The sequence below is a fragment of the Paraburkholderia diazotrophica genome (assembly GCF_900108945.1).
GTDB classification, from domain to species: Bacteria; Pseudomonadota; Gammaproteobacteria; order Burkholderiales; family Burkholderiaceae; genus Paraburkholderia; species Paraburkholderia diazotrophica.
Genome location: NZ_FNYE01000038.1, coordinates 32,703 through 53,218, shown reverse-complemented (window position 1 = coordinate 53,218; position 20,516 = coordinate 32,703). Strand labels below are relative to the sequence as shown.

The 20,516-nt window shown below is 56.5% G+C and carries 17 protein-coding genes; 11 read left to right on the top strand and 6 right to left on the bottom strand.

Annotation, left to right across the window (positions count from 1 at the left end; translation table 11 throughout):
- Nucleotides 1–39 precede the first annotated feature (39 nt).
- The 4 genes from BMW76_RS32205 to BMW76_RS32195 all read left to right on the top strand — a co-directional run bounded on the left by BMW76_RS32205 (nt 40) and on the right by BMW76_RS32195 (nt 3,815).
- Nucleotides 40–822 (top strand): hypothetical protein, encoded by a 783-nt coding sequence (locus tag BMW76_RS32205; RefSeq protein ID WP_143062376.1) that lies wholly within the window; start codon nt 40–42, stop codon nt 820–822.
- Nucleotides 823–1,009: 187 nt separating this feature from the next.
- A complete protein-coding gene (locus BMW76_RS32200) occupies nt 1,010–1,807 on the top strand; it encodes a hypothetical protein (protein ID WP_143062375.1) in 798 nt (265 codons plus the stop codon).
- A 487-nt stretch (nt 1,808–2,294) separates the two neighbouring features.
- Nucleotides 2,295–2,426, top strand: coding sequence for a hypothetical protein (locus BMW76_RS42515; RefSeq protein WP_281248570.1), 132 nt, complete (start codon nt 2,295–2,297; stop codon nt 2,424–2,426).
- Nucleotides 2,427–2,729: 303 nt separating this feature from the next.
- Nucleotides 2,730–3,815: an NHL repeat-containing protein gene (locus BMW76_RS32195; RefSeq protein ID WP_245763462.1), complete on the top strand. Its 1,086-nt coding sequence runs from the start codon at nt 2,730–2,732 to the stop codon at nt 3,813–3,815.
- Nucleotides 3,816–5,878: 2,063 nt separating this feature from the next.
- Here the strand turns inward: BMW76_RS32195 and BMW76_RS32185 are convergent.
- Nucleotides 5,879–6,808 (bottom strand): LysR family transcriptional regulator, encoded by a 930-nt coding sequence (locus tag BMW76_RS32185; RefSeq protein WP_090872607.1) that lies wholly within the window; start codon nt 6,806–6,808, stop codon nt 5,879–5,881.
- Nucleotides 6,809–6,992: 184 nt separating this feature from the next.
- On the opposite strand from BMW76_RS32185, the gene BMW76_RS32180 reads away from it, so the two are divergent.
- The 3 genes from BMW76_RS32180 to BMW76_RS32175 are packed head-to-tail and all read left to right on the top strand — an operon-like array spanning nt 6,993 to nt 10,764.
- Nucleotides 6,993–8,402, top strand: coding sequence for an MFS transporter (locus BMW76_RS32180; protein ID WP_090872605.1), 1,410 nt, complete (start codon nt 6,993–6,995; stop codon nt 8,400–8,402).
- The gene (locus BMW76_RS40630) at nt 8,399–8,917 is read left to right on the top strand and encodes a GAF domain-containing protein (protein WP_143062374.1); all 519 of its coding nucleotides are present in this window, start codon (nt 8,399–8,401) and stop codon (nt 8,915–8,917) included. Before BMW76_RS32180 ends, BMW76_RS40630 begins: the two co-directional genes overlap by 4 nt.
- Before the next feature lie 20 nt (nt 8,918–8,937).
- A complete protein-coding gene (locus BMW76_RS32175; RefSeq protein WP_090872603.1) occupies nt 8,938–10,764 on the top strand; it encodes a CocE/NonD family hydrolase in 1,827 nt (608 codons plus the stop codon).
- A gap of 787 nt (nt 10,765–11,551) precedes the next feature.
- On the opposite strand, the gene BMW76_RS32170 is transcribed toward BMW76_RS32175, so the two are convergent.
- A complete protein-coding gene (locus tag BMW76_RS32170) occupies nt 11,552–11,968 on the bottom strand; it encodes a hypothetical protein (protein ID WP_090872601.1) in 417 nt (138 codons plus the stop codon).
- A 598-nt stretch (nt 11,969–12,566) separates the two neighbouring features.
- Here BMW76_RS32170 and BMW76_RS32165 point away from each other — a divergent pair.
- Nucleotides 12,567–13,094: a phasin family protein gene (locus BMW76_RS32165; protein ID WP_177200554.1), complete on the top strand. Its 528-nt coding sequence runs from the start codon at nt 12,567–12,569 to the stop codon at nt 13,092–13,094.
- A gap of 518 nt (nt 13,095–13,612) precedes the next feature.
- Here BMW76_RS32165 and BMW76_RS32155 read toward each other — a convergent pair.
- Nucleotides 13,613–14,170, bottom strand: coding sequence for a Uma2 family endonuclease (locus BMW76_RS32155; protein WP_090872595.1), 558 nt, complete (start codon nt 14,168–14,170; stop codon nt 13,613–13,615).
- Nucleotides 14,171–14,819: 649 nt separating this feature from the next.
- Here BMW76_RS32155 and BMW76_RS32150 point away from each other — a divergent pair.
- Nucleotides 14,820–15,029, top strand: coding sequence for a hypothetical protein (locus BMW76_RS32150; protein WP_090872651.1), 210 nt, complete (start codon nt 14,820–14,822; stop codon nt 15,027–15,029).
- A gap of 108 nt (nt 15,030–15,137) precedes the next feature.
- Here the strand turns inward: BMW76_RS32150 and BMW76_RS32145 are convergent, their stop codons facing one another.
- The 3 genes from BMW76_RS32145 to BMW76_RS32135 all read right to left on the bottom strand — a co-directional run bounded on the left by BMW76_RS32145 (nt 15,138) and on the right by BMW76_RS32135 (nt 17,405).
- The gene (locus tag BMW76_RS32145; RefSeq protein ID WP_090872593.1) at nt 15,138–15,893 is read right to left on the bottom strand and encodes a haloacid dehalogenase type II; all 756 of its coding nucleotides are present in this window, start codon (nt 15,891–15,893) and stop codon (nt 15,138–15,140) included.
- A gap of 173 nt (nt 15,894–16,066) precedes the next feature.
- Nucleotides 16,067–16,747 (bottom strand): GntR family transcriptional regulator, encoded by a 681-nt coding sequence (locus BMW76_RS32140; protein ID WP_090872591.1) that lies wholly within the window; start codon nt 16,745–16,747, stop codon nt 16,067–16,069.
- Nucleotides 16,748–16,853: 106 nt separating this feature from the next.
- Entirely contained in the window at nt 16,854–17,405 is a 552-nt protein-coding gene (locus BMW76_RS32135; protein ID WP_143062373.1) for a hypothetical protein, read from the bottom strand.
- A gap of 390 nt (nt 17,406–17,795) precedes the next feature.
- Here BMW76_RS32135 and BMW76_RS32130 point away from each other — a divergent pair, with 390 nt between their 5' ends.
- Both BMW76_RS32130 and BMW76_RS32125 read left to right on the top strand, forming a co-directional pair.
- Nucleotides 17,796–19,340 (top strand): Rieske 2Fe-2S domain-containing protein, encoded by a 1,545-nt coding sequence (locus tag BMW76_RS32130; RefSeq protein ID WP_090872586.1) that lies wholly within the window; start codon nt 17,796–17,798, stop codon nt 19,338–19,340.
- A gap of 90 nt (nt 19,341–19,430) precedes the next feature.
- Nucleotides 19,431–20,441 (top strand): PDR/VanB family oxidoreductase, encoded by a 1,011-nt coding sequence (locus BMW76_RS32125; protein WP_090872584.1) that lies wholly within the window; start codon nt 19,431–19,433, stop codon nt 20,439–20,441.
- The last annotated feature ends 75 nt before the right edge of the window (nt 20,442–20,516 follow it).

Genomic DNA, 20,516 nt, shown 5'->3' with positions numbered 1-20,516 from the left:
CTATGTGTGCAACAAAGCACTGCCTCCGAGGAGGCCATCATGAGAATTCCTTCACTTGCGAGCAATGAGCGCTCCAACTCGCTCACGCAGCTCTGGAATGCGGCCGGCACATCTCTGGTCGCATTCACCGTCGCCTTGTTGGCGACAAGTTGCGGCGGGGACTCCGGGGGCGGTGCGGCTGCGAACGCAATCAGCAAGGCGTCCTCGTCCGCGCTCCCGCCGTCGCCCACCTCGGTGCAAATGCAGACATCCAGCTCAAACATCTTGACTGCGTTTTTTGATAGTCGCAGCGCCGATGGTTGCATGGATACGACCGTTGCCGTCAACGCCTTTTCAGGTACCACCCGTGTGGTTTCGAGTAGCGGGACGCCGCATACTACTATCCAGGACCTCGGCGTGTTTGTCACCGTTTTCGACTATTGCCGACAGCTGCTATTGCTCAGCGCTTTTGGCGACAACCCTCAGCCAGCCACATTTCAAATATCACCAAACTTGAACAGCGGACACATAACGGGTGACGTAACGCTGGTAGATACTGTTACTGCAATCACTTTCGACGTGCAGGTCGATGTCACGTGGACCGGCAACGGGCAGCTGGTTGGCTCAACGTTAACCCAGCACACCTCCTCATTCCCTGGCGGCGTTGTCAACACCCACTTCACTGGCTTCTCGCGGCCCGCCGTCGCGTCCGGAACTGTCATGTCTGCGACAACCAACTACACGCCTGCTGCGTCCGCCTTTGCTGAGCTGGACAGGGCCGACAGCGGCGAAATTGATATCACACCGGTGGCGAGCGGTACGAGCGCGAGCGCCACGCCATAGGACGTGCGCGGCGCGGAGGCCAGTCGCAACAACCGACCGCTGCGGACTCAGAACCTCCAGTCACGCCGTGCATCGACTGCCTTTGTTGGCCGGTCTCCTGAAGACCGGGAAACAGTACGAGCGTGAGCACGAGGTCGTTAAGTGTTCCTTCGCCCTAAGTTCTTTTGAGCAAAGAGAGGTGCACGTCATGAAAGGCAACAGATGCCACGCTATCACGGCAGCGGCCGTGACAGCCTTTACGCTTGCGGTAGCAACGCCTCACATCGCCGATGCATCGGGGTTCGCTGTTATTTCTCCAAGTGACGCCCAGATGCAAACAGGGATGACGTATGGCGAGTGGTCTGTGGGTTGGTGGCAGTACGTTCTCTCAAAGTCGACGACCGACCCTAACAATCCGCTGTTGGACCAGACCGGCCAAGGTTGCGGAGTCGACCAGCCACGCAGCAGTCCGGTCTTTTTCCTCGTCGGGACGTTCGGCTCTACCAATCAGGTCACAGCGACCCGCAACGACTGCACGATACCTGCTGGAAAGTACCTGTTCTTCCCTCTGGTAAACCTCGGGGATATTCACTTTCCAGGGCAAGATAACCTGGATACTCCTGCGAAGCTTTGGGCGGACATCGAATCAGCCTTTGGTCCCGTTATTGAGTTGCACGCAAGCGTGGACGGTGTGCCGGTCAGTTTGAGCCCTGCGACACCGTACCGTACGTGCGCCGGCGGGCCTACTCCACCTTGTACTGGACCAGCGTATAGCGTCACAATGCCGGGTAACAATCTGTTTGACCCCATCATCACACAGCCACCAAAGGTCAGAAGCGTCAAATCTCTACGCGCAGGGGTCTATTCACCAGCGGTGGCGGACGGATACTACATATTGCTTGCATCACTTCCACCCGGTCCTCATACCATCAAATTTGGCGGCACGGCCTTTATTGTGGGAACCCCTTTCAGTCAAGACATCACCTACAACCTCTTTGTCAAGTAGGCAGGGACGATGAGACGCCGAACGGGTCAGCCCCTAGGCTTTACACGCTGACCCAATTGACTTGCATCCGCTTGGTGCACACCGAGTTCGGCGGGCGGCGTGAGGCCTTATCGGCAAAAGATAAAATGTAATCTTTAGTGAGCTCACCTATACTGAGTTCGAAGTGAAAAAGTTAAAAGCGATTAAAACAAGTATTGCTGTCAATTAAATTACTAAGACCAATTCCGAGGAGCCTGCTTCTTCTTAAGATACACAACCTTTTATTTGTCATCACATCGGGCAATGCTCTAAAACTTTGTCTTCGGCTCAACGTGAGCTGAAGACGGGGGAGAGCTTTATGCTCGAATGCAAGTGAGCAATTCCTTTGGCCAACTTATTGCGCCAATGCCTGCCGGCATTGTGTTTGGCCGTTGTCCGCATCTTCTTGCAAGCAGTCACACGATTCCGGCCCTCCCGTATTACACGCGTTGAATCAACGCAGGTCGCCATGAAAGACCCGTTCCCGTTCATCAAAAGCAGTGTGGACATTGGCAGTCTTCACAGCGCTGGCGACCGCGGCGAATTGAGTGCAGCGGGACGCTGGCAGACTGCTCGCTTCTCCTCACTGGAGGCCTCATGAATGATTTGCTCTCATTCTTCCAGAAGGCATTGTACGCAACAGCGTTCGCCCTATTGGTCGCAATGGCATTGAGCGCATGCGGCGGTGACAACCCTGGACCCTCGGGTTCCACAGTCGACAATTCGGCGTCGTCGACGCCGGCAAATGGAGGGTAGCGCATCTCAGCCGCCCAAGGTGCAGTTGTCAGATGAAGTAGTAAATAATCCATGGAGGCATCCCATGATTGCATGTTCTCGTGCTTGTTCGCGCCGTAGCTCACTGAACGCAGAACGCCGGCCGGCTCGGCGGCATGTACTCCCCTCTATGCTGCTGTCAGCAGTCGTTGCGATGGGTGCGTGGTCAGTCGGGCAGACGAACGCCAATGCTCAAGGTGTTGTCAATCAGCCGCCTCCGCCGACCACGGCCGTACTCTTAGTCGGCGACCTTGGCGACAACAACGTCAAGCAGTTTGACGCATCGACAGGAGCCTATCTTGGCACCTTCGTTTCTACCGGTGCTGGAGGTCTGGATGGACCCATGGGCATGATTTTTAGCGATGGGCAGCTTGTGCTCATCAATCAGAATATCGACACCAACATCAACGGCGAGATTCTGCTCTTTGACGGCACGACCGGCATGTTCACAAACAAGCTCGTCGCATCCAGTGACCATAACGCACCGTTTTTACCGCAGACTGGCATGGTTCGGGGAGGACCGAAGGACCGCTTCTACGTCGCGGATATTGGCACCAAGGGAGGCAGCTGCGCAGCTGAAGGCAACGTCAAGCAATACAACCCGTTCGGCGCCTTTGTGGGTAGCCTTAACCGTACAGCGTTCAAGCCCGAGTTTCATCCAAGGGGCGTGGTATTCGGTCCGGACGGTCTTTTGTATGTCTCATCAGTAGGGTGTCTGAATCCAAGTGACCCGCTGTTTGACCCACTGAAGGGATACATTTTGCGCTTTGATGCCCAGACTAACCAGTTCGTTGACGTATTTGCATCATATGTCACGGTTCCAGACTTGCACCGCCCGGAAGGACTGGTTTTTGATAACAATGGTAACCTTTGGGTGACCAGCTTCCGTGATAACAGCAACGCCAACGACGTCGACAAAATCCTCAAACTGGATGGCAAGACAGGCCAGCTTCTCGACACGCTGCCATTGTGGACACCGGGGTCGGCCAGAGCCTTCGCACAGGCAATCCTCTTCGGGCCTGGAGGAAAGCTGTTCGTCCCCATCACCGGCAACTTATCCGACACCACGGGGGAATTGAGACGCTGCGATATCACGACCAACCCCATCCATTGCGACACCATCGTCAAGGCCAACTCCGCTGGCGGCCCGTTGAAGTCGCCCTGGTTCTTGATTTTCAGGAACAGCAACCCCGCAACGCTTGACTACCAGAACTAGAAACTGAGAGCGGGCATGGCAAGGCCGACCTGTCAGTTAGCTCGGCCTTGCTTTAGAAAGAGGCTGACTACCCGGCTACCGGCCAGCGCTCGCACCATAAAAACGATACGAACGTCTTAGCGGAATCAGGTGCCGGGGTTGGATTGGAGAATCCGTTCAAGCGTGTACATTTTTAAAATAACCTAAGAGCTATTCTCATGTCATTTACCAATGCCTACCTTAAAATAAGCTTTTTTTTGAAACACGTGACTAAACACGGCGTCCCTTAGTACATTCGGCGTCACTATTCCATACTACTTAAGTCATATGCCATCGCGAAATTTATATACGTGGTGAGTTGCAAACAACCAGTCGCCGCCGCCCTAGGCTTTACGCATATATTGAAGCCCCTCACCATGGCTGTGAGCTTGTTTGGTGTCCGGGGCGACGCAGTAAACGAGACGAATGGGCCGAGTATGGACACTTGCTTCCAGCACGTACCGACGATACCCCGTCAGTAGCGCCACCTGCGCCCTCCGGTGTACGCATGCGCTTGTCTCAGTGACTAATGAACCCAGAGCGTGGGTGAATTAGGTTTGCTCGCTTCCCGGTCCCTAGGGGCGAATGCGTATGCCTCATACTATCGCCGCTCCCGACGTGGTTCCGAGGAAATATTTGACAGCCATTGTCGACACAACCGCATTTGCCTCCTGTCGCACGAAGCGGTCTACAACCACATGTGAACTCAAGCTTCGTCCGGCTCGCGTAAACAGCGCGCCCTCCGAACCGGCTAACGGCACACATGCTCCGGATTGTGAGAGCACTGATTGCAGAAGACGATGCCGCAATCGTAGATGTCCTCGTCCGCGCGCTGGACAAGTCGGGCTACGCGGTCTACCAATGGGGCAGCGGGAACGAAGTACAAAGGCGCTTTAGCGGAACAAGACAGCCAGGCTCGACGCGCACCAGTGACGGAAGGCTGTTGCCCGACCATAGTTGACCAGATATCCGACTGCAACGACTGCCCGGTGACTCATTAGGCATTTGCAACGGTCGGACAACCTGACGTCTTTTGCGGGCTCAATGTCGCCGGTCATGCCCGCGTGCCGGAGTAACTTGGTTGCCTGTTCGAGACTCATACCGAACAGATGAGCAACCTGATGGAATTCGAACCAGGCTGTGCTCTCGTCGAGCTTTCCATCGATTTTCCTGCTGCTCGACGCGCAAACATATTTTACGGACCTCATCGTGCACGCTCCTCATAGTCGTCGCATCGTCAGTAGAATCGCTCGGCACTCTGTTATCGAATCTCTCTTCGTTTTGACCGCACCTCTATTCAACAGGACCAGCACATCCTTCCGATAGAACAAATACGCCTATGACAGAGAACCACGCCGCCAACGCCACCCCCAAGATGCTCTAATCCGAAGTCGCCGACGAGGTGGCCTTTCTTTTTTGCCGGGCCAGGTGTTGAACCCATTGTTCCCGTCGCTTACGCCCGTCCAGTTCGCCACTAAGAAGAAGCCGAGTTCATCGCGTCGTTTTCCGGGCTATTGCCTGCGTCAGATGGTGTAGCCGCCGCGGTGACAACGACGCCAATAATCGACGTACAAGCAGGCCTTTGGCAAAACGAGTCGAACGCACGCATCCGGCTTCCGTCAGACCATGGTGAATCTGGTAGCTCGATGGAATAGCGTACGTAAGGCCATTGCAACGACGTCGTGGATACTTCGAGACGCCACGGAAACCACGTAGTGCAACCCATGGGCCGGGTATTACTCCTAGGGCAGAAAGGTGGGTGCGATAGCGAAGTAAGGTCCACGCTCGATGACGAAGCGTCCTCGCTCGACGGCCCCAACGGCCGAGGGCAATTGGCGATTGCGCAGCAATTCACTAACTACACCGTGACCATCCTCAGCGGTCGTGATTGCGTCGGAGTCGACAGCAAGCTTCTCGCTGGTCGCTCTGAAGATAGTCCGGCTAATATTCGCGCGAGAGGTTCGCTAAAAGTCCGCGACCTAACACAATATTCCTCACGGAAGTAACCACCGGCGGCACGCTGTAAAGGTGACGTCCCGGCACAATCACACCAGCGCAAGGGCGTTTTGCGGAAGAGCCAGTTGTTTTAACCGCTCCTGAATTGACGACCGAACAGCGTCGGTGAAAACGCCGGCCGCTGGCGACCGAGTCTTCCCGATGGGGTACAAGAATCCATACTCCATCGGCATTCCCTCGGTGAACTCTCTCACGAGCAAATCCGGTGCACCGGTCGATATTGCCACGATAGGGTCAGCGAGTGCCACACCTAAACCCTGAGCGGCGAGTTCGCAAGCGGTAAGGCCGTTCGTTGCTTCATAGCGGATATTCGCCTTTTTCTTTTCATTACGGAAAAGACGCTCCAGATGTTGACGCAGCAACGAGCGCGAGTGGGTCGCGACCAGTGGAAGGTCGAGAATGTCTGCAAGAGAAACGACGTCTCGCTTCGCGAGCGGATGCGACTCGGACATAACAATTACAGCCCGCGTCCTGAGAAACGGCTCAACCTCAATAGCCGGATTGTCGATGGGCAAGATGCTCAGGCCGACATCAAACTGCTCGTGCGTTATCCAGGTCTCGATGTCGAGACGCACTCGCGACGCCACTTCCGCGGTGAACGTCGGCAGCCTGCGTTGGACTTCCACTAGCGCCGGTGAAACCAATGCGTTGGTGACGTGCGGCGCGACGAGTATTCTCAGGTGGTCCGACGAACCCGTGCGGATTTGGTTCGCAGACCGGGTGAGTAGCTCGAGTTCCCGAATTACTCTGTCGACCTCTTCGTAAAAGCGCCAGCCCTCTGGCGTCGCGCGAAGTCGCTTCCCGACACGGTCGAACAATCGAAAGCCAACAGAGTCCTCCAGTGACGTAAGAAGTCGACCAACCTGCGGTTGTGTGCGTCCGAGACGGTCGGCAGCCAGTGTGACCGACCCGCATTCAATAAACGCCCTGAAAGCTTCAAGTTCTCGAATGTTCAGCATGGCTGCTCCTCATGCGTTTTTCGCACATTATGAATTATTTTTCGCATTTGACGCATGAAAGTCACGCTCGTTAAATGCTCGTGTGCGGTCCAACTGGACCACTGGCGGGGGTCATCTGCGGAAGACTCCTCACGAGAACGACCTGGACGCCTTCTGCCAAGCAACGGAAGGCTGGAGACACAGCATGTCTAGCGTTGCTGCGCGCCTCGAACGGCTGCCGTTCTGTGGCTTTCACAAAAAGTTGTTATTCATGGGCGGCCTTGGCTACACCTTCGATGCCATGGATTCGTCTTCGATGGCCTTCGTCTTGCCAGCAATTACCAAGGCGTGGGGCTTGTCATCTTTTCAGACGGGGCTCATCGCCAGCAGCACCTATACGGGATTCTTCTTCGGGGCCATGCTGGCTGGCCTGTGCGGCGACCGTTTCGGACGTCGGTTCGTGATGATGACGACGCTGGTGATTTTCTGTATCGCCTCAGTCATCAGTTCTCAGGTTGACCACTGGCAAGCCTTCTACGCGATTCGAATCTTCGCGGGCTTCGGCGCCGGCGCAGAAAGCGCCATCGTCGCGCCATTTCTGTCCGAGTTTGTTGCACGCAAGTACCGAGGCGCGTTCACTGGAGCGCTGGCCGGGTTCTTTGCGTTCGGCTATGTGATGTCGGCTGTTCTGGGCAATCTGATAATTCCGCATTTTCACGACGGATGGCGCTATGTCGTGGTCATCACGTCGCTGCCCATCTTCATTCTCATCTGGTGGCGGCGTGCCCTGCCCGAATCTCCACGATGGCTCGAAAGCCGCGGGAGGGTCGCCGAGGCCAATGCGACACTGGACCGAATCGAGGCCCAGGTTCTCAACGAAGGGCAGACGTTTGAGCCGGTTACCGAGACGATTGTGCGAGCGACTCCTCACGTCCATCAGTCCACGTTCTTAGGAAATTTTGCTGCGATTTGGTCGCGAAAGCTGCGTAGAACGACGGCCATGTCGTGGACAATGTGGTTCGCCATTGCCTTCAGTTATTACGCGTTCTTCACGTGGATTCCTAGTCTGCTCGTTCAGCATGGCATGACCATCACGAAGAGCTTTGGATTCTCCCTGTTGATGTACGCAGCGCAAATCCCGGGTTACCTCTCGGCGGCTTACCTCAACGAACGCCTTGGCCGCCAGGCAACAATTGCGACTTACATGGTTTTGGGTGGACTGTCAGCCGTCGGGATGGCTTTCTCGGACGCAACGTGGCAAATCGCTGTCGCAGGTATCTGCCTCTCATTTTTCATGAACGGCACGTTCGGTGGCGTCTATGCCTACACACCGGAAATCTTCCCGACCCACCTTCGCGCTACTGGCGTCGGTACGTCATCGTCCTTCGGCCGAATCGGCGCTGTCATTGCGCCAATCCTCGTGGGTCTCATCTACCCGACGTTGGGGTTTGCCGGAGTGTTTGGAGTCACGACGTGCATCCTGCTCGCGGGCGCAGCCGTCGTTCTCATCTTCGGTATTCCGACGCGCGGTCTCGCATTGGAAGACATTGCGACATCAGATAGCCAGCCTGCTCGTCCCGGCGCCGTGCCGGTTCCCTCGCGGGGTGACGCATGACGTCCTGTGAAAAACTGGTTGCCGGGCTGCGTTCCATCACAGAAGCTCACGGACTAATTGAGCAACCCCTGTCGACCTTGGCAGCACTGGATAGTGCAATTGCGGGGGTCGTTGGCCGGAAATTGCTTACAGTGCTGGCTGTCCACGCCGACAAAGGAGTTGTCGAGCGTGCATATAGCAACGTGAGCGATTCATACGCTGCAGGTGGCACCAAGCGTATTGATTCGGCTCCTCGACTCCAAAAAGTGCTCGCGTCCGGGCAACCCTTCATCGGACGCAATCGAGCAGACATTGTTGCCAATTTTCCCGACGCAGAGACGATTTTCGCAACGGGTTGCTCGAGCATATTGAACGTTCCAGTGATTTGGATGGGAAAGATATTGGCAACAGTCAATCTTCTCAACACAGAAGACTATTACCGGGACGAACATATCCCGATTGTCCGCTGCCTGGCTCAGGCAGCAGTGCCAGCGTTCTTCTGCGATGGACCGGCCAGGTCGAATCTCGCACATTGAAATCTCAGTAAGGAAATTGCATGTCTGACCGTGACGATAAGAACTCGGCGTGGAAAATTCCGCCGAGCCAGTACCTTTCCTCCAGGCCCGCGAAGTTCCAGCTTCCAGCGGTTCCCGATTCGCAATACATAACGATGCGTGATGGCTGCCGCCTGGCCGCAGACATCTATATTCCCCAAGGTCATCAGCGGGCGCAGCAGTTTCCGACGCTGCTCATCTTCACGCCGTATTACAGGCGCTTCCATACGGACGGAAACGTTGCTGAAGCAGCGCCGGCAGCTGCTCGCTATCGGGACTTCTTTGTCGTGCGCGGATACGTAGTTGTGGTTGTCGATGTTCGGGGTACAGGAGCAAGCTTCGGGACACGTGATGCCCTCCGGTCTCCAACAGAGCGCGATGACTACAGGGAAGTTGCGCAATGGACTGTCGAGCAGCCGTGGTCGAACAGCGTTATCGGCTCGACCGGCATATCGTATGTTGGCGCAGCCGCGTGTTTTCTCGCCAGTACCGGTCACCCGGCAGTCAAGGCAATCGCGCCACTCTTTGGTGTGTCGGACATCTACAGTGAACAGCTATATCCCGGCGGCCTTCTCTCGAAGGTTTGGACGCAGGCATATTCCGACCTCATGGTGGCGATGGACCACGACCGTCACGACCTCATCAGCCGGTTCTCATACTACGAGGACCCAGGACTTCAGGGACCGCATCCTGTGGACGAGGACGTCGACGGCAGTTTGCTTGCTGCAGCAATCCGTGAGCATCGCAGCAACTTCTCTCTGGCGGAGGCGGCTCCCGAATTTGCGTTCAGAGACGAGGGGATGCTTCACAACCCCGAGTTAAATCTGGCCGTTTGCAGCCCCTATCACTACCTCGGCCAGATTTCGGACGACGTCCCAATCTACTCGGTCTCCGGCTGGTTCGACGGTGCCGGATACGCCAATGGAGCCATCACGCGGTTCCTGACCCGCGCAAACCCGAACGACCGCTTGCTCCTTGGCGCATGGGACCATGGAGCGCGCACAAACGTCTCGCCGTGGCGCGAACAGGAAGCGCCCCAGTTCAATCTTCTCGCTGAGCTACTCCGGTTCTTTGACACCCATCTGATGGGCCAGGATGTGGGTCTTTCAGACGAGGCGCCGATTCACTACTACAACGTTCACGCTGAAGAGTGGCAGTCTTCGACAGCTTGGCCCCCTCTCTCGAAGAAGACCCGCTTGAGCCTTTCGGCGGGAAACCTGCTTACCGAAGCGCCAGGCGAACATCACGTCAATGTCTTCAAGGTTGATTTCGAGACGACAAGCGGTAAGCAAACCCGTTATGAGCGACTTGGTGCAGCGAGCATCGTCGACTATTACCCCGACTGGGCTGATTGTTCCATGTCGATGCTGCACTATGAGACTGCACCGTTGACCGAACCAGCTTCGGTTGAAGGACATGCAGTAGCGACCCTTCGTATGTCGATTGACCAAGGCGATGCATCAATATTCGTCTATCTGTCTGAAGTCGACGTGGAAGGAAACATCTTCTACATGACGGAAGGGATGCTCCGCGCGATTCATCGAAAAACGTCTGACGCACCATCGGAATACGTGACGGCTTGGCCCTTTCGCTCATACCACCGCGCGGAAGCAGCGCGCGTAAAGGCCGGCGCGCTGAATGAGTTCATTATCCCGTTGCTGCCGGTAGCCTGGACTCTGAAAAAAGGTAGCAAGCTGCGTCTTTCGATTTCTGGAGCAGACGCTGGACACTTTGTGCCTATGCCCTATGGTCGACCACCGGTCTTCTCGGTCCACGCTGGCATAGCTGGAAGCTTCATAGACCTGCCGCTTCGAACGTCGGTGAGGTAAGGCAGGTCGGTTGTCTTTGGAGCGCAGCAGCCGGCGGTGATGCGAGCGCCAGCGACGTCGGTGCAATGAGAGAACGAGTGCATCATCGAGACAGTCTTCAAGGGGCGTGTGCTCAGTGAGAGACGACCGCCGGCGACTTCAAAGCAGTCGTCCCGGAAGTCGGAGGCAACGCATTTGCACGCGGTTTCGCAACCTGAATCGTCGACATGCGTGACCCGCTGCCTCACGGACTCCTCGTCCGATAACCAGTTCCTTGCAGTACCTTTAGCGCGGAAGCCATGACCCGGCATTCAGCGCTTTTTTATTATGAGAGATTCAGGCGTGTCGGTATGGTATTACTTTCCGACAAGGACCAGTCAAACCGCCATCTAGCGTGATGGTGCTGCGGTCGTCGGACCGCATTTCTGTCTTTCATGGGTACAGACAGACCTCTGGCGAAACTCGCGCCAGCTCGCGCAGCGCCCAGCGCGCTATCCGCTTGCGCTTGCGGCGGTACGCTAATGCTTTCGTGCGCAGCACGTACCTCCCACCACCAACGACAAGTACTGACCGCAGAACATGCTTGCGCAGTAGCCGCCGCACGACATAGCAGGGGGTGACATTAAGCAGCTGTGCACCTCGTCGACTGACATCAAATCGCGTGCGTGTTGTCTCTGCACTAACGCTGTCCTTTGAGAAATTGCCAATCGTGCGAGTACGCGCAGCTTCATGGGTTGCGGGTCGCTCTTAACCAGCCATGCTGGCAATGAAGTCGTTAATACTTCCCCGCCATAAGCGCAATCCCGCTTCAGCCCTCCAATGAGAACGGCGAGCCGCCAGTGTTTTCCTCGAACCACTGAAATGCGTCTTCAGCGCTGATAAAGCTGACACGCTCGCGCATGGCCCTGAGCGTTTTGACTTGTTCCTTGATATCGGGAGGTGGACTGCCATATGCATTGAGTACTGCTTTCCCCGCCAGTACCCTTTCCAGTCTCGCGTTCTCCAATTCAAGCGTGACCCTGAAAAATCCTCGCGACATGGCGTTGTCTGTAAGGCTGTCGTCCGCGACGATGACCTGCACCGAGGTATCCGAATCGGCGGCATCCCCCCAAAGGGTCGCAGTATCGGTCAACTCTGTGCCAATAAGTTCACCAGCACGGGCATAGCCGTCCTGCACACTGGTGACGGTTTTGTGAATCGGGTCGATGAAGAACGATACGTCCACAGCGTCTCTCCGCCAGGTTAGGGGCTAGGCGGTCCATGATACACACTGACACCTTTGTGCGAATGTGCCCCAGCGGGCCGCCCGAGTTATCGCAACCTTGCGTCGCTTTCTCTCAACCAACCATTCCGCCAGCAGCCATCACTTTGGTCACTTACCGTCAGCGCTGAGCCCGTGGGCGTCAGCGTCGAACCTGTCCACGACAAATATAGATATGGGAACAGATGACCAGTTTGATAAGCGACAACTGCTGCTTCACCGCTTCACCTCGGGGACACGTATCTGATGCGACCGGCCCCGGTCAAGCTTCGGAAATTCATGCTGCAATTGCACATGCCTGCATAAAAGACCATTAGGCACCACACGGACCACTGTTTGCATCAGGGATTTCCCCAGATGACTGATGCCTCCATCAATGCCCGCAAGGCCGAAGGGTTAGTTGGCAACTTCCACGTTAACGCCCAGGTGCAACAGGACGATTGACAATTTCGCGCCTGCCTCTAGAATCAATTCGCTGCATTGCAACATTGATTCCCGCCCCGCCTGTTGGCGTTCCGTTCATCGGCCCGTTGGAAATGTTTGCACCCTTATGGAGTTTGTGATGAGCACCCCCGACCTCAAGCAACCCATCGCCGCGCAGAAAGCAAGTCTTGAAGCTATGTTTGACGTTCTGAACAAAGCTCTGGCCAGCATTGAAAAACTCGCTAGTCTCAATCTTCAGGTATTCAAATCAACCATCGCAAGCAGTCAGGAAATCGCAACCAGAACTCTATCGACCAAAGACCCGCGGGAATTGTTTGAACTACAGGCAGGTCAGGCGCAACCTGCTGTAGAAAAAGCGCAGTCGTACTGGCGGGACGTGTATGAAATCGAGTCTGGCACCCTGGCCGATTTCACGGAGACTCTCGACGAGCAGTTCAAACGTTACCAGCACGACTGGCAAGCGTTCCTTGAAAACCTTGCGAAGAACGCTCCTACTGGAAGCGAGGCCGCCTTGTCCGCATGGACGTCCACCATCGAAACGGCCAGTGCGACATTTGAAACTGCCCGGAAGGCAACGAAACGTGCGGCGCGGTTTACTGAAGGCAACGTAACGGCCGCACTTGAGGCTCCAACCGACGTTCGCTGAGCAAGCCGAAATCGTTGACCAATAGGCTCGAGAATATCGGCCATAGAATTCAGAAGTTCCGGGCAGGTCCGCTCATAATTTGAGCGGATTCCTCTTACTCTCAGCGCGCGACACTAATCCATGTCTCATTTGATAAGTTTTCCTAACCTAACAGTTGTATCGGCACAGCACGATATCAAACGCGTCGCGCCCTGACCTACCAGAGTAGGACATGAAGAATTCGAGCACGAAGTCGCTTCGCTATCAGGTGGAAAAATGGCTCGCGCCGGCCCCCACTGCGCTTGTTCACGTAACCGAATTTGGTCGTACACGCCGGGGCCGGACACGTTATGTGTGCGTCGAGACGTCATCACATGCCGGTGTGTGCGTGTTTTTCTTTCGGCCCGGTGATGGCACCTGGCACGTGTTTCCGCCCGCCAGCGACAGGCAGGAGCCGACGGCAGCACTCATTGCGGCGTGAGAGACCAATTCGCTTGCACGCGCAGATGTGAGCCCTGTAGAAGGCAGACGACCTCGATTTAAATTTCCCGCCAAGAACTAGCGGTGAAAGACGGCGCCAGCTCTTCGAAGTACATACGCTCCAGCGAGAGCTCTATTCCCAATGCCGAGGCTTGCAGCGGTCCATTCGCTCCCCAGAATTGCAGTTCTCCGCGCTGGCTCACGACAATGACCTCACGGGCGCCACCCGCGAGGTAAGCCCTGACTCTGCGGCTAATGTCTTGCGGCATCTTGCGGTCAAGGAGCACCTCGACACACAGGTCCGGCACAAACGGCACAGGAGCTTCCCGGTCAAACCCTTCCCACTTGTCCGGTGGCATCCAGACCACGTCAGGTACGCGAATGCCGAATGACGGGGTCGTCACGGCAACCGACATCGCCGCGACATGACCAATTTGTTCTGCAATCTGGCAGTAGACATCGGTCAGGACAATCTGGCGCCGTGCTGAAGGGTGTGGATGCGGTACCGCTTCACCGCGTTCATTCAGCTCACAGCATTCCCGCGAGCCAGACCCGGTGTCGGCGTTAATCCGACGCCAGGTCGCGACGAGCCCGTCCCGCTCGAGGAGAGTAGACACGAAGATGAGCCTCCAATAGGGAAGTTGCGTAAGCGTATACCCTTTCTTTGTGATTTAACAATCGTTCTTTGTGTGCGCCGCACAATCAGACCGGGCGCGACGTGTCGAAGCGGTTGGCGCCGGCCGCTAGCGGCCTACCCGTCGATATGCTGTCATCGTTAAAAGACGACGTTTCGTCATCGAAAGTTCATGCAATTGCTTAAATTTATTGTGCAGTGCATCATAAAAGGGAGCGGCCGAGAGGCTCTGATGTCCCATGCATTGTCGCTGACGAACTGCGCTTCTGCGCCCGCTTCGCAGAAGTGATAGCGTGTCGGTTTCGCGAGCTGTTTTTCAGAAATTTCTCCTTCTCATGCGCCGAGGACATCTCCGATAGAAATCGACATCGCACGACCGATGTCCGGTGTCCATCCTCGATGGCAGCATCGCAAAAACCAGTTACAAGTCGCGCCCGGGTCGACGTAAAACGGTTTGGGCCGCGTACCCCGGCCGGGTGCGGACTTTCGTCAGCGGGAGCGCATGACGCGGCACATGAAGAACTTATGGCAGCTCGAACGCCTCGGTCAGCATGGGCGGCACGTCGGGCAAAAAGCCGAGCCGTAGATTCGCTCAGTTCAAGGGCACTCTATCGCTTGGCCAAGGAGGTGATATGAAATTAGATGTTGAGACCTTCCGGCGACTGCGCCGTCTCGCTCCCGTTCTTGATGACATACTCAACGCAGGAGAGGTCGAGCACCCGGACCAGGCTGTGAATCTCGCGACGCTCGCACAGCTGTGCTCGGAGCTATTTGACGCCTATCACTGCATGCATCCGGACGAAACAGCACGAGCTCGCCTCGACGCTCTTGAGTCGCAATAACAAAACTGGGCGGATTCCGGCAGCGACGACACGATGTCCCCTTCTTCCCTTTCGTTCTTCGTGCCAATGGCGAGCCCCGCGGGCTAACGTGCTGATGGCGGCGCAAACCTATTGCCGCTTGCTCTGACCAACTCCCAGCATCATGTCCGCGAGCTCGATGAACGAACTCGCGACAAAATCCCATTGGCCTTCTGCAAACAGGTCTTTAGTTTGCGCTCCACCGTGCTCGCGAGGACGCGAAACAAACGCCGTCTTCAGCCCACACGCCTTTGCGGCCTTTAGGTCATCGTTGTGGGCAGCCACCATACACAGCTCCGCTGGTTCAATCGCAAGCAGTTCTGCCGTATCGAGGTAAACCGAAGGCGCGGGCTTGTACATGCGAACAACCTCTGCGCCGAGGATGGCGTCCCAAGGGATGCCAGCGCGCTTGGCTATATCGAGCATGAGACGTATGTTGCCGTTCGATAAGGGAGCAATGATGAACCGCTCCTTCAACCGGCTGAGCCCCGGTACTGCATCCGGCCATGGGTCCAGCTTGTGCCAGGCGAGGTTGAGTTCGTCGAGCGACGCCGCGGGTATGGATTGGGGGTCGATGCCGAATCCCATTAGCGCCTTCTCGAGGTTCTCCCGATGTAATACATCGAGTCGCACAAATCCGCGATTGCCGGCACGGACTTCCGCCATGGCCGGTGCATATTCCCGTCGCCAGGCATCGGCGAACTCAAACGGGTCGACAGTAACCTGCGCCGATGCTATAAACGCGGCCACCTCTCGGGCGACGCCGCTCCTCCAGTCGACTACTGTCCCAAACACGTCAAATACGAGTGCCTTGATTCCACTGGCGCTAACGTTATCCATCGTCATCGCTCTTTGTGATGGAGCTGTTGATGTTACCGTGCTCGCACGGTCAGCCAATGCATAGCATTCGGCGAGCAAAATATCGCGGCCATATGGCGGCGACCGCGTTCAGTTTCAATTGTCACCAAGAAACCAGTCAACTCGTGAGCCCGCTGTAGTTTTGATGCATCGGCTATGTGTCAGGTGGCTGAACCTTGAGCGGCGGCTGATGCTGTCATATGCTGAACCAGGTTTTCTCGCGCGGCTTCGGTGTGTCGCATACTGAGTTCCGCAGCAAGCGCCTCGTTGCCATCCGCTATCGCTTCTGCGATTGCTGCGTGCTCGTCCCAGACGGTCTTGCGCTGGCCAACGACCTGATGCACGGCCCCCATAACACGCCGCAGATGAATCCAATGGAGACGCGCATTCTCAACTATCAATGGATTCCCGGACGCAGAATAGATAGCCGCGTGGAATGCCATGTCAGCCTCAATCATCGCTTTGATGTCGCCACCTTTCGACGCCTGGCGGCCGTTAGCAACCAAAGACTTGTCTAACTTCACTCGCTGCCGTGCGGCGAGACGGGCAGCAAGAGCGTCCAGCGCGCCTCTCAGTTCATAGAGGTGACCGACCCGTCGCGCATCAAGAGGGGCAACTTGCAACCCACGCCCAGGCGCGTCCTCGACCAGACCGTCCTTCTTCAAAAGGCGGAATGCCTGTAGCACGGGGGAGCGAGATACGGCGAGTTGCTCGGCGATTTCCTCCTGAACAATGCGTGTTCCCGGAGCAAGCGAGCCATCGCTGATGGCGTCAAGCAGCACCCTATAGACTTCGTCTACATAGTCAGGTCGCGACTGCAACTTCAAGAGTTTTGCTGGCATGATGATAAGCGCTGTGGATACTGAATACTGTCAGCTTACCAGCATTGCCAGGCGCGATGGGTTGTCTGAAATCAAAGGGGACAGATTGAGTTGCTGTGCATTCATACTAACGGACGACTGGGGACAAGCACGCGAACCATAGCGGGATTTCCGAATGGAGCCCAGATTCGTACAACACGTCCGGTCGCACATGACTCGCCATGAACGCGCTTTCAAGCGCCTCCCGTGCCTTGCGACCACCGTTCGAGTCACTTTGCTGGACCAGAACGACAGCAGAAGTCGCGCAATACCGCTCGGCTTGTCTAACGCCGAAGGCCGCATCGTCAAGCAAACCTTTCGCGCTGCAGTGATTTGCATCCCGCACGACAATCGACGTTAGCCCACGCACCGTCCGACCCAGAATCCACCCTGCGCGAAACTGACCGAAAGCGTCAGTCTCAGTCAGCACACGTATCAGGCCTGTCAGCCCTTCGAACAGTTCCTTTGATTGCAAGACGGCGCGCGCGGTCTGTGGAATCGTCTCTGCGTCAATCCACGAAGTAAGCGCCGAACTGGGTCGCTCGCTTTTTTTGAACGAAAAGCCCGTCTCACCAATCGGGTGTGACATCCGTTCAGATGCCGGCCCTTCGGACACCATCAGATAATCAGGCATTTCCACGGCGTTTCTCTCTTTGTCTCAAATTGAAGCACTCGACTGATTGCTCAAATTCGAAGAATCGAGTTCCGGCTACCGTCTACTGTATACAGAGAGCTTAAAGTTAGGACGTTGACGAGCATATCCGTACAAACACCGATAACGCGCCAAAGAAGGGTCAGTCGGGTGAGGCATTTATGCTCGGAAGAACCGTTGTCGCGGCGGACGCCCGTGATAACGAGGCTCGGTTGAGTACGACCAAAACCAGACGCATAAGTGTTTACCCATAAAGACACTAGCCTAATGTGCGCCTAATCTTTGGATACAGAGTTCAGCATACGGTGGTCAGTAGACGGTTCTGGGCAAAAATACCCTGAGTGTATGGTCCCTATCAATCATTGGAGGCAGGAAGACATGAGCGTCAAATCGGACAAGATGGATGACCAGAAGCACACCGGCGGTTCGGCCCCGGTCGCCAAGAAGCTGATTCCGTTCGGCGGTTACTACGCGAACCGGACGCCCGCGCACGACCCCGAACTGACGGAAACGGGTCCGGGCACGCCGACGGGCGAATTCATGCGCCGCTTCTGGCATCCGGTGTGTATGTCGATGGAACTGACTGACACGCCCCGCTTCCTCAAAATCATGAACGAAGAACTCGTCGCATTCCGCGACAAGAGCGGCCGCGTCGGCGTGCTGCACGCGCATTGCGTGCACCGGGGCGCGTCACTCGAATACGGCGCCATCCAGGAGCGCGGCATCATGTGCTGCTACCACGGCATGGTGTTCGATGTGGACGGCGCCTGCCTCCATGTGCCGTTCCCGAAAGGCGAAGAGAAGGAAGCCGAGAAGTACGCATGCTCGATTCGCCAGGGCGCTTACAAAGCCGTTGAACGCAACGGTCTCGTCTTTGCCTACATGGGGCCGCCGGAAGAAGAACCACCGTTCCCCGAATGGGAAGGCGATTACACGGTGATGCCTGGCGACGAACTCGTCCCGTACAGCAACTTCCAGCACTGCAACTGGCTGCAGGTTCAAGACAACGCGGCGGACAACTATCACCCGACGGCGCTGCACGCCGGCAAGAACGTTGTCGACGGTAACTATCAAGGTACGACGTTCGACGAAGTCGGGGCTGCGTCGATGGAAGTGGCTCCCGACATGAATTTTGTACCGGTTCAAGGCGGTCGCAGTCTGGCGTGTGCCGGCGCGCGTCGCGTCAACAAGGACAGGCTCTTTGTGCGGGTCCAGCATCAGGTTCTTCCAAATCTGAGCCTCCATGCGTATACGTCCGAAGACGGCTCGAAGAAAAAGTACTTTAGCCGCTTCCACATCATCCGCTGGACGGTGCCCGTCGATGACGAAAACAGCAAGATGATTGGCTGGCGCGTCATGGGCCCGGGCATCGACACCCGCGGCGTGGGTAACAAGGAACTGGTCGGCTACGAGACCATCGACTTCCTTGAAGGTCAGGTCGCGATGCGCCGTCCGGAGCGCTTTGGCAAATACAAGCTCGAAGACATGCCGCCGATTCCGCCGAATCATCGTGAGCGCGCGATTTACAAGCAGGCTCAATACGCACCGGGCGACTACGAAGCCATCATCAGCCAGCGCCCCATCGCAGTACATGCGCTCGAAAATCCGACGAAGTTCGATGCGGGCCTCTATCAGTTCCGCAAGATGCTGCGCGAGGCAGTCCGCGGCACGAATGCAGCGGCGTCGGCGCAAGGTTTCGCTGAATGGTTCCGTGCACTGGGCGGCGCCCCCAACAGCTTCTGCTCAGGCAACGTGTTCGAAATCGCGGAGGGCGCGACCGTCGAAGAAGAAGTCGCACGTCGTCGCAAGGTACTGAAGGCGGTCGTCCAGATTCTGACCGAAAGCGACAGCATGAAAGGCGACGAACGCGGCGAGTTCGTGCGCAACAAGTTCGAAGAGCTCGAACAGTCGCTGAAGAGCTAATAGGGCGGGCGCCACTCTCTATGAGTTTGGTGCGCACCGTTACCAGCCGCCTACACCTGCGGCTGGTGACTTGCCAGGAAGGAAGAGACCATGGACACGGTATTGGAAAGAGAAGAAGCGGTTCAAGACATCGAAACCGGGACGCTCGATGTTCGGGTGACGCAGATACGCTACGAAGGCAAAGGCATCAATTCATACGAATTCACGAGCACGAGCGGAATGCCGTTACCCCGCTTCGAAGCCGGTTCGCACATCGACATCCACCTGAAGAACGGTGTCATCAGACAGTACTCGCTCTGCAACTCGCCCGCCGAGCGCAATCGCTACGTCATCGCCGTGCTCAAGGACGAAAATGGTCGTGGCGGCTCGCGCGCCGTTCATGAAAGCATCGCCGCTGGGGATATTGTCACCATCAGTAAGCCCCGTAACCACTTTGCGCTCTCCGAAGACGCGAAAAAAGTCATCCTGATTGCGGGCGGCATCGGCGTCACGCCGTTGAAGGCGATGGCACACGAACTGGAAGAGCGCGGTGTCGATTTTGTGATGCACTACTGCGCCCGAAGCGCAGAAGCAGCGGCATTCGGCTCCGAGCTGGAACGCATGCACCGCTCAGGAAGGCTCCGCTATCATTTTGACGATGGCGAAGAGGCGAACCGTCTGGACCTGCGCGCGTTGTTGAGCGAGCCCACGCCAGGCACGCATGTCTATTACTGCGGACCGGCCGGATTCATGACGGCTTGTGCCGACGCAGCAAGTCATTGGCCGAAAGGCGCTGTGCACTTCGAGCATTTCAAGGCGCCAGAGCAGCCGAAGCGAGAGCCCACCGGCACTGAAAATCAGGACGGATGTGACGTCACAATTGCCAGCACGGGCCAGGTCGTACATGTTGGACCCAACCAGAACTTTAGCGAAGCGCTGAATGAGGCTGGTATCGAAGTTCCGACCTCATGCTGCGCTGGCCTGTGCGCGACCTGCAAGGTTCGCTATCGAGAAGGCGAAGTCGAGCACAACGATTTCATCCTGGATGACGACGACCGAAAGGAATTCCTCACGATTTGCGTCTCCAGACCGGTGAGCAAGACCTTGGTGCTGGACCTGTAACCACGAACAAACTCAACACGGACTGCGTGCCCCACGTAGCTCCACTTCGACGCGCTATCCCGCAAATACGCGCCC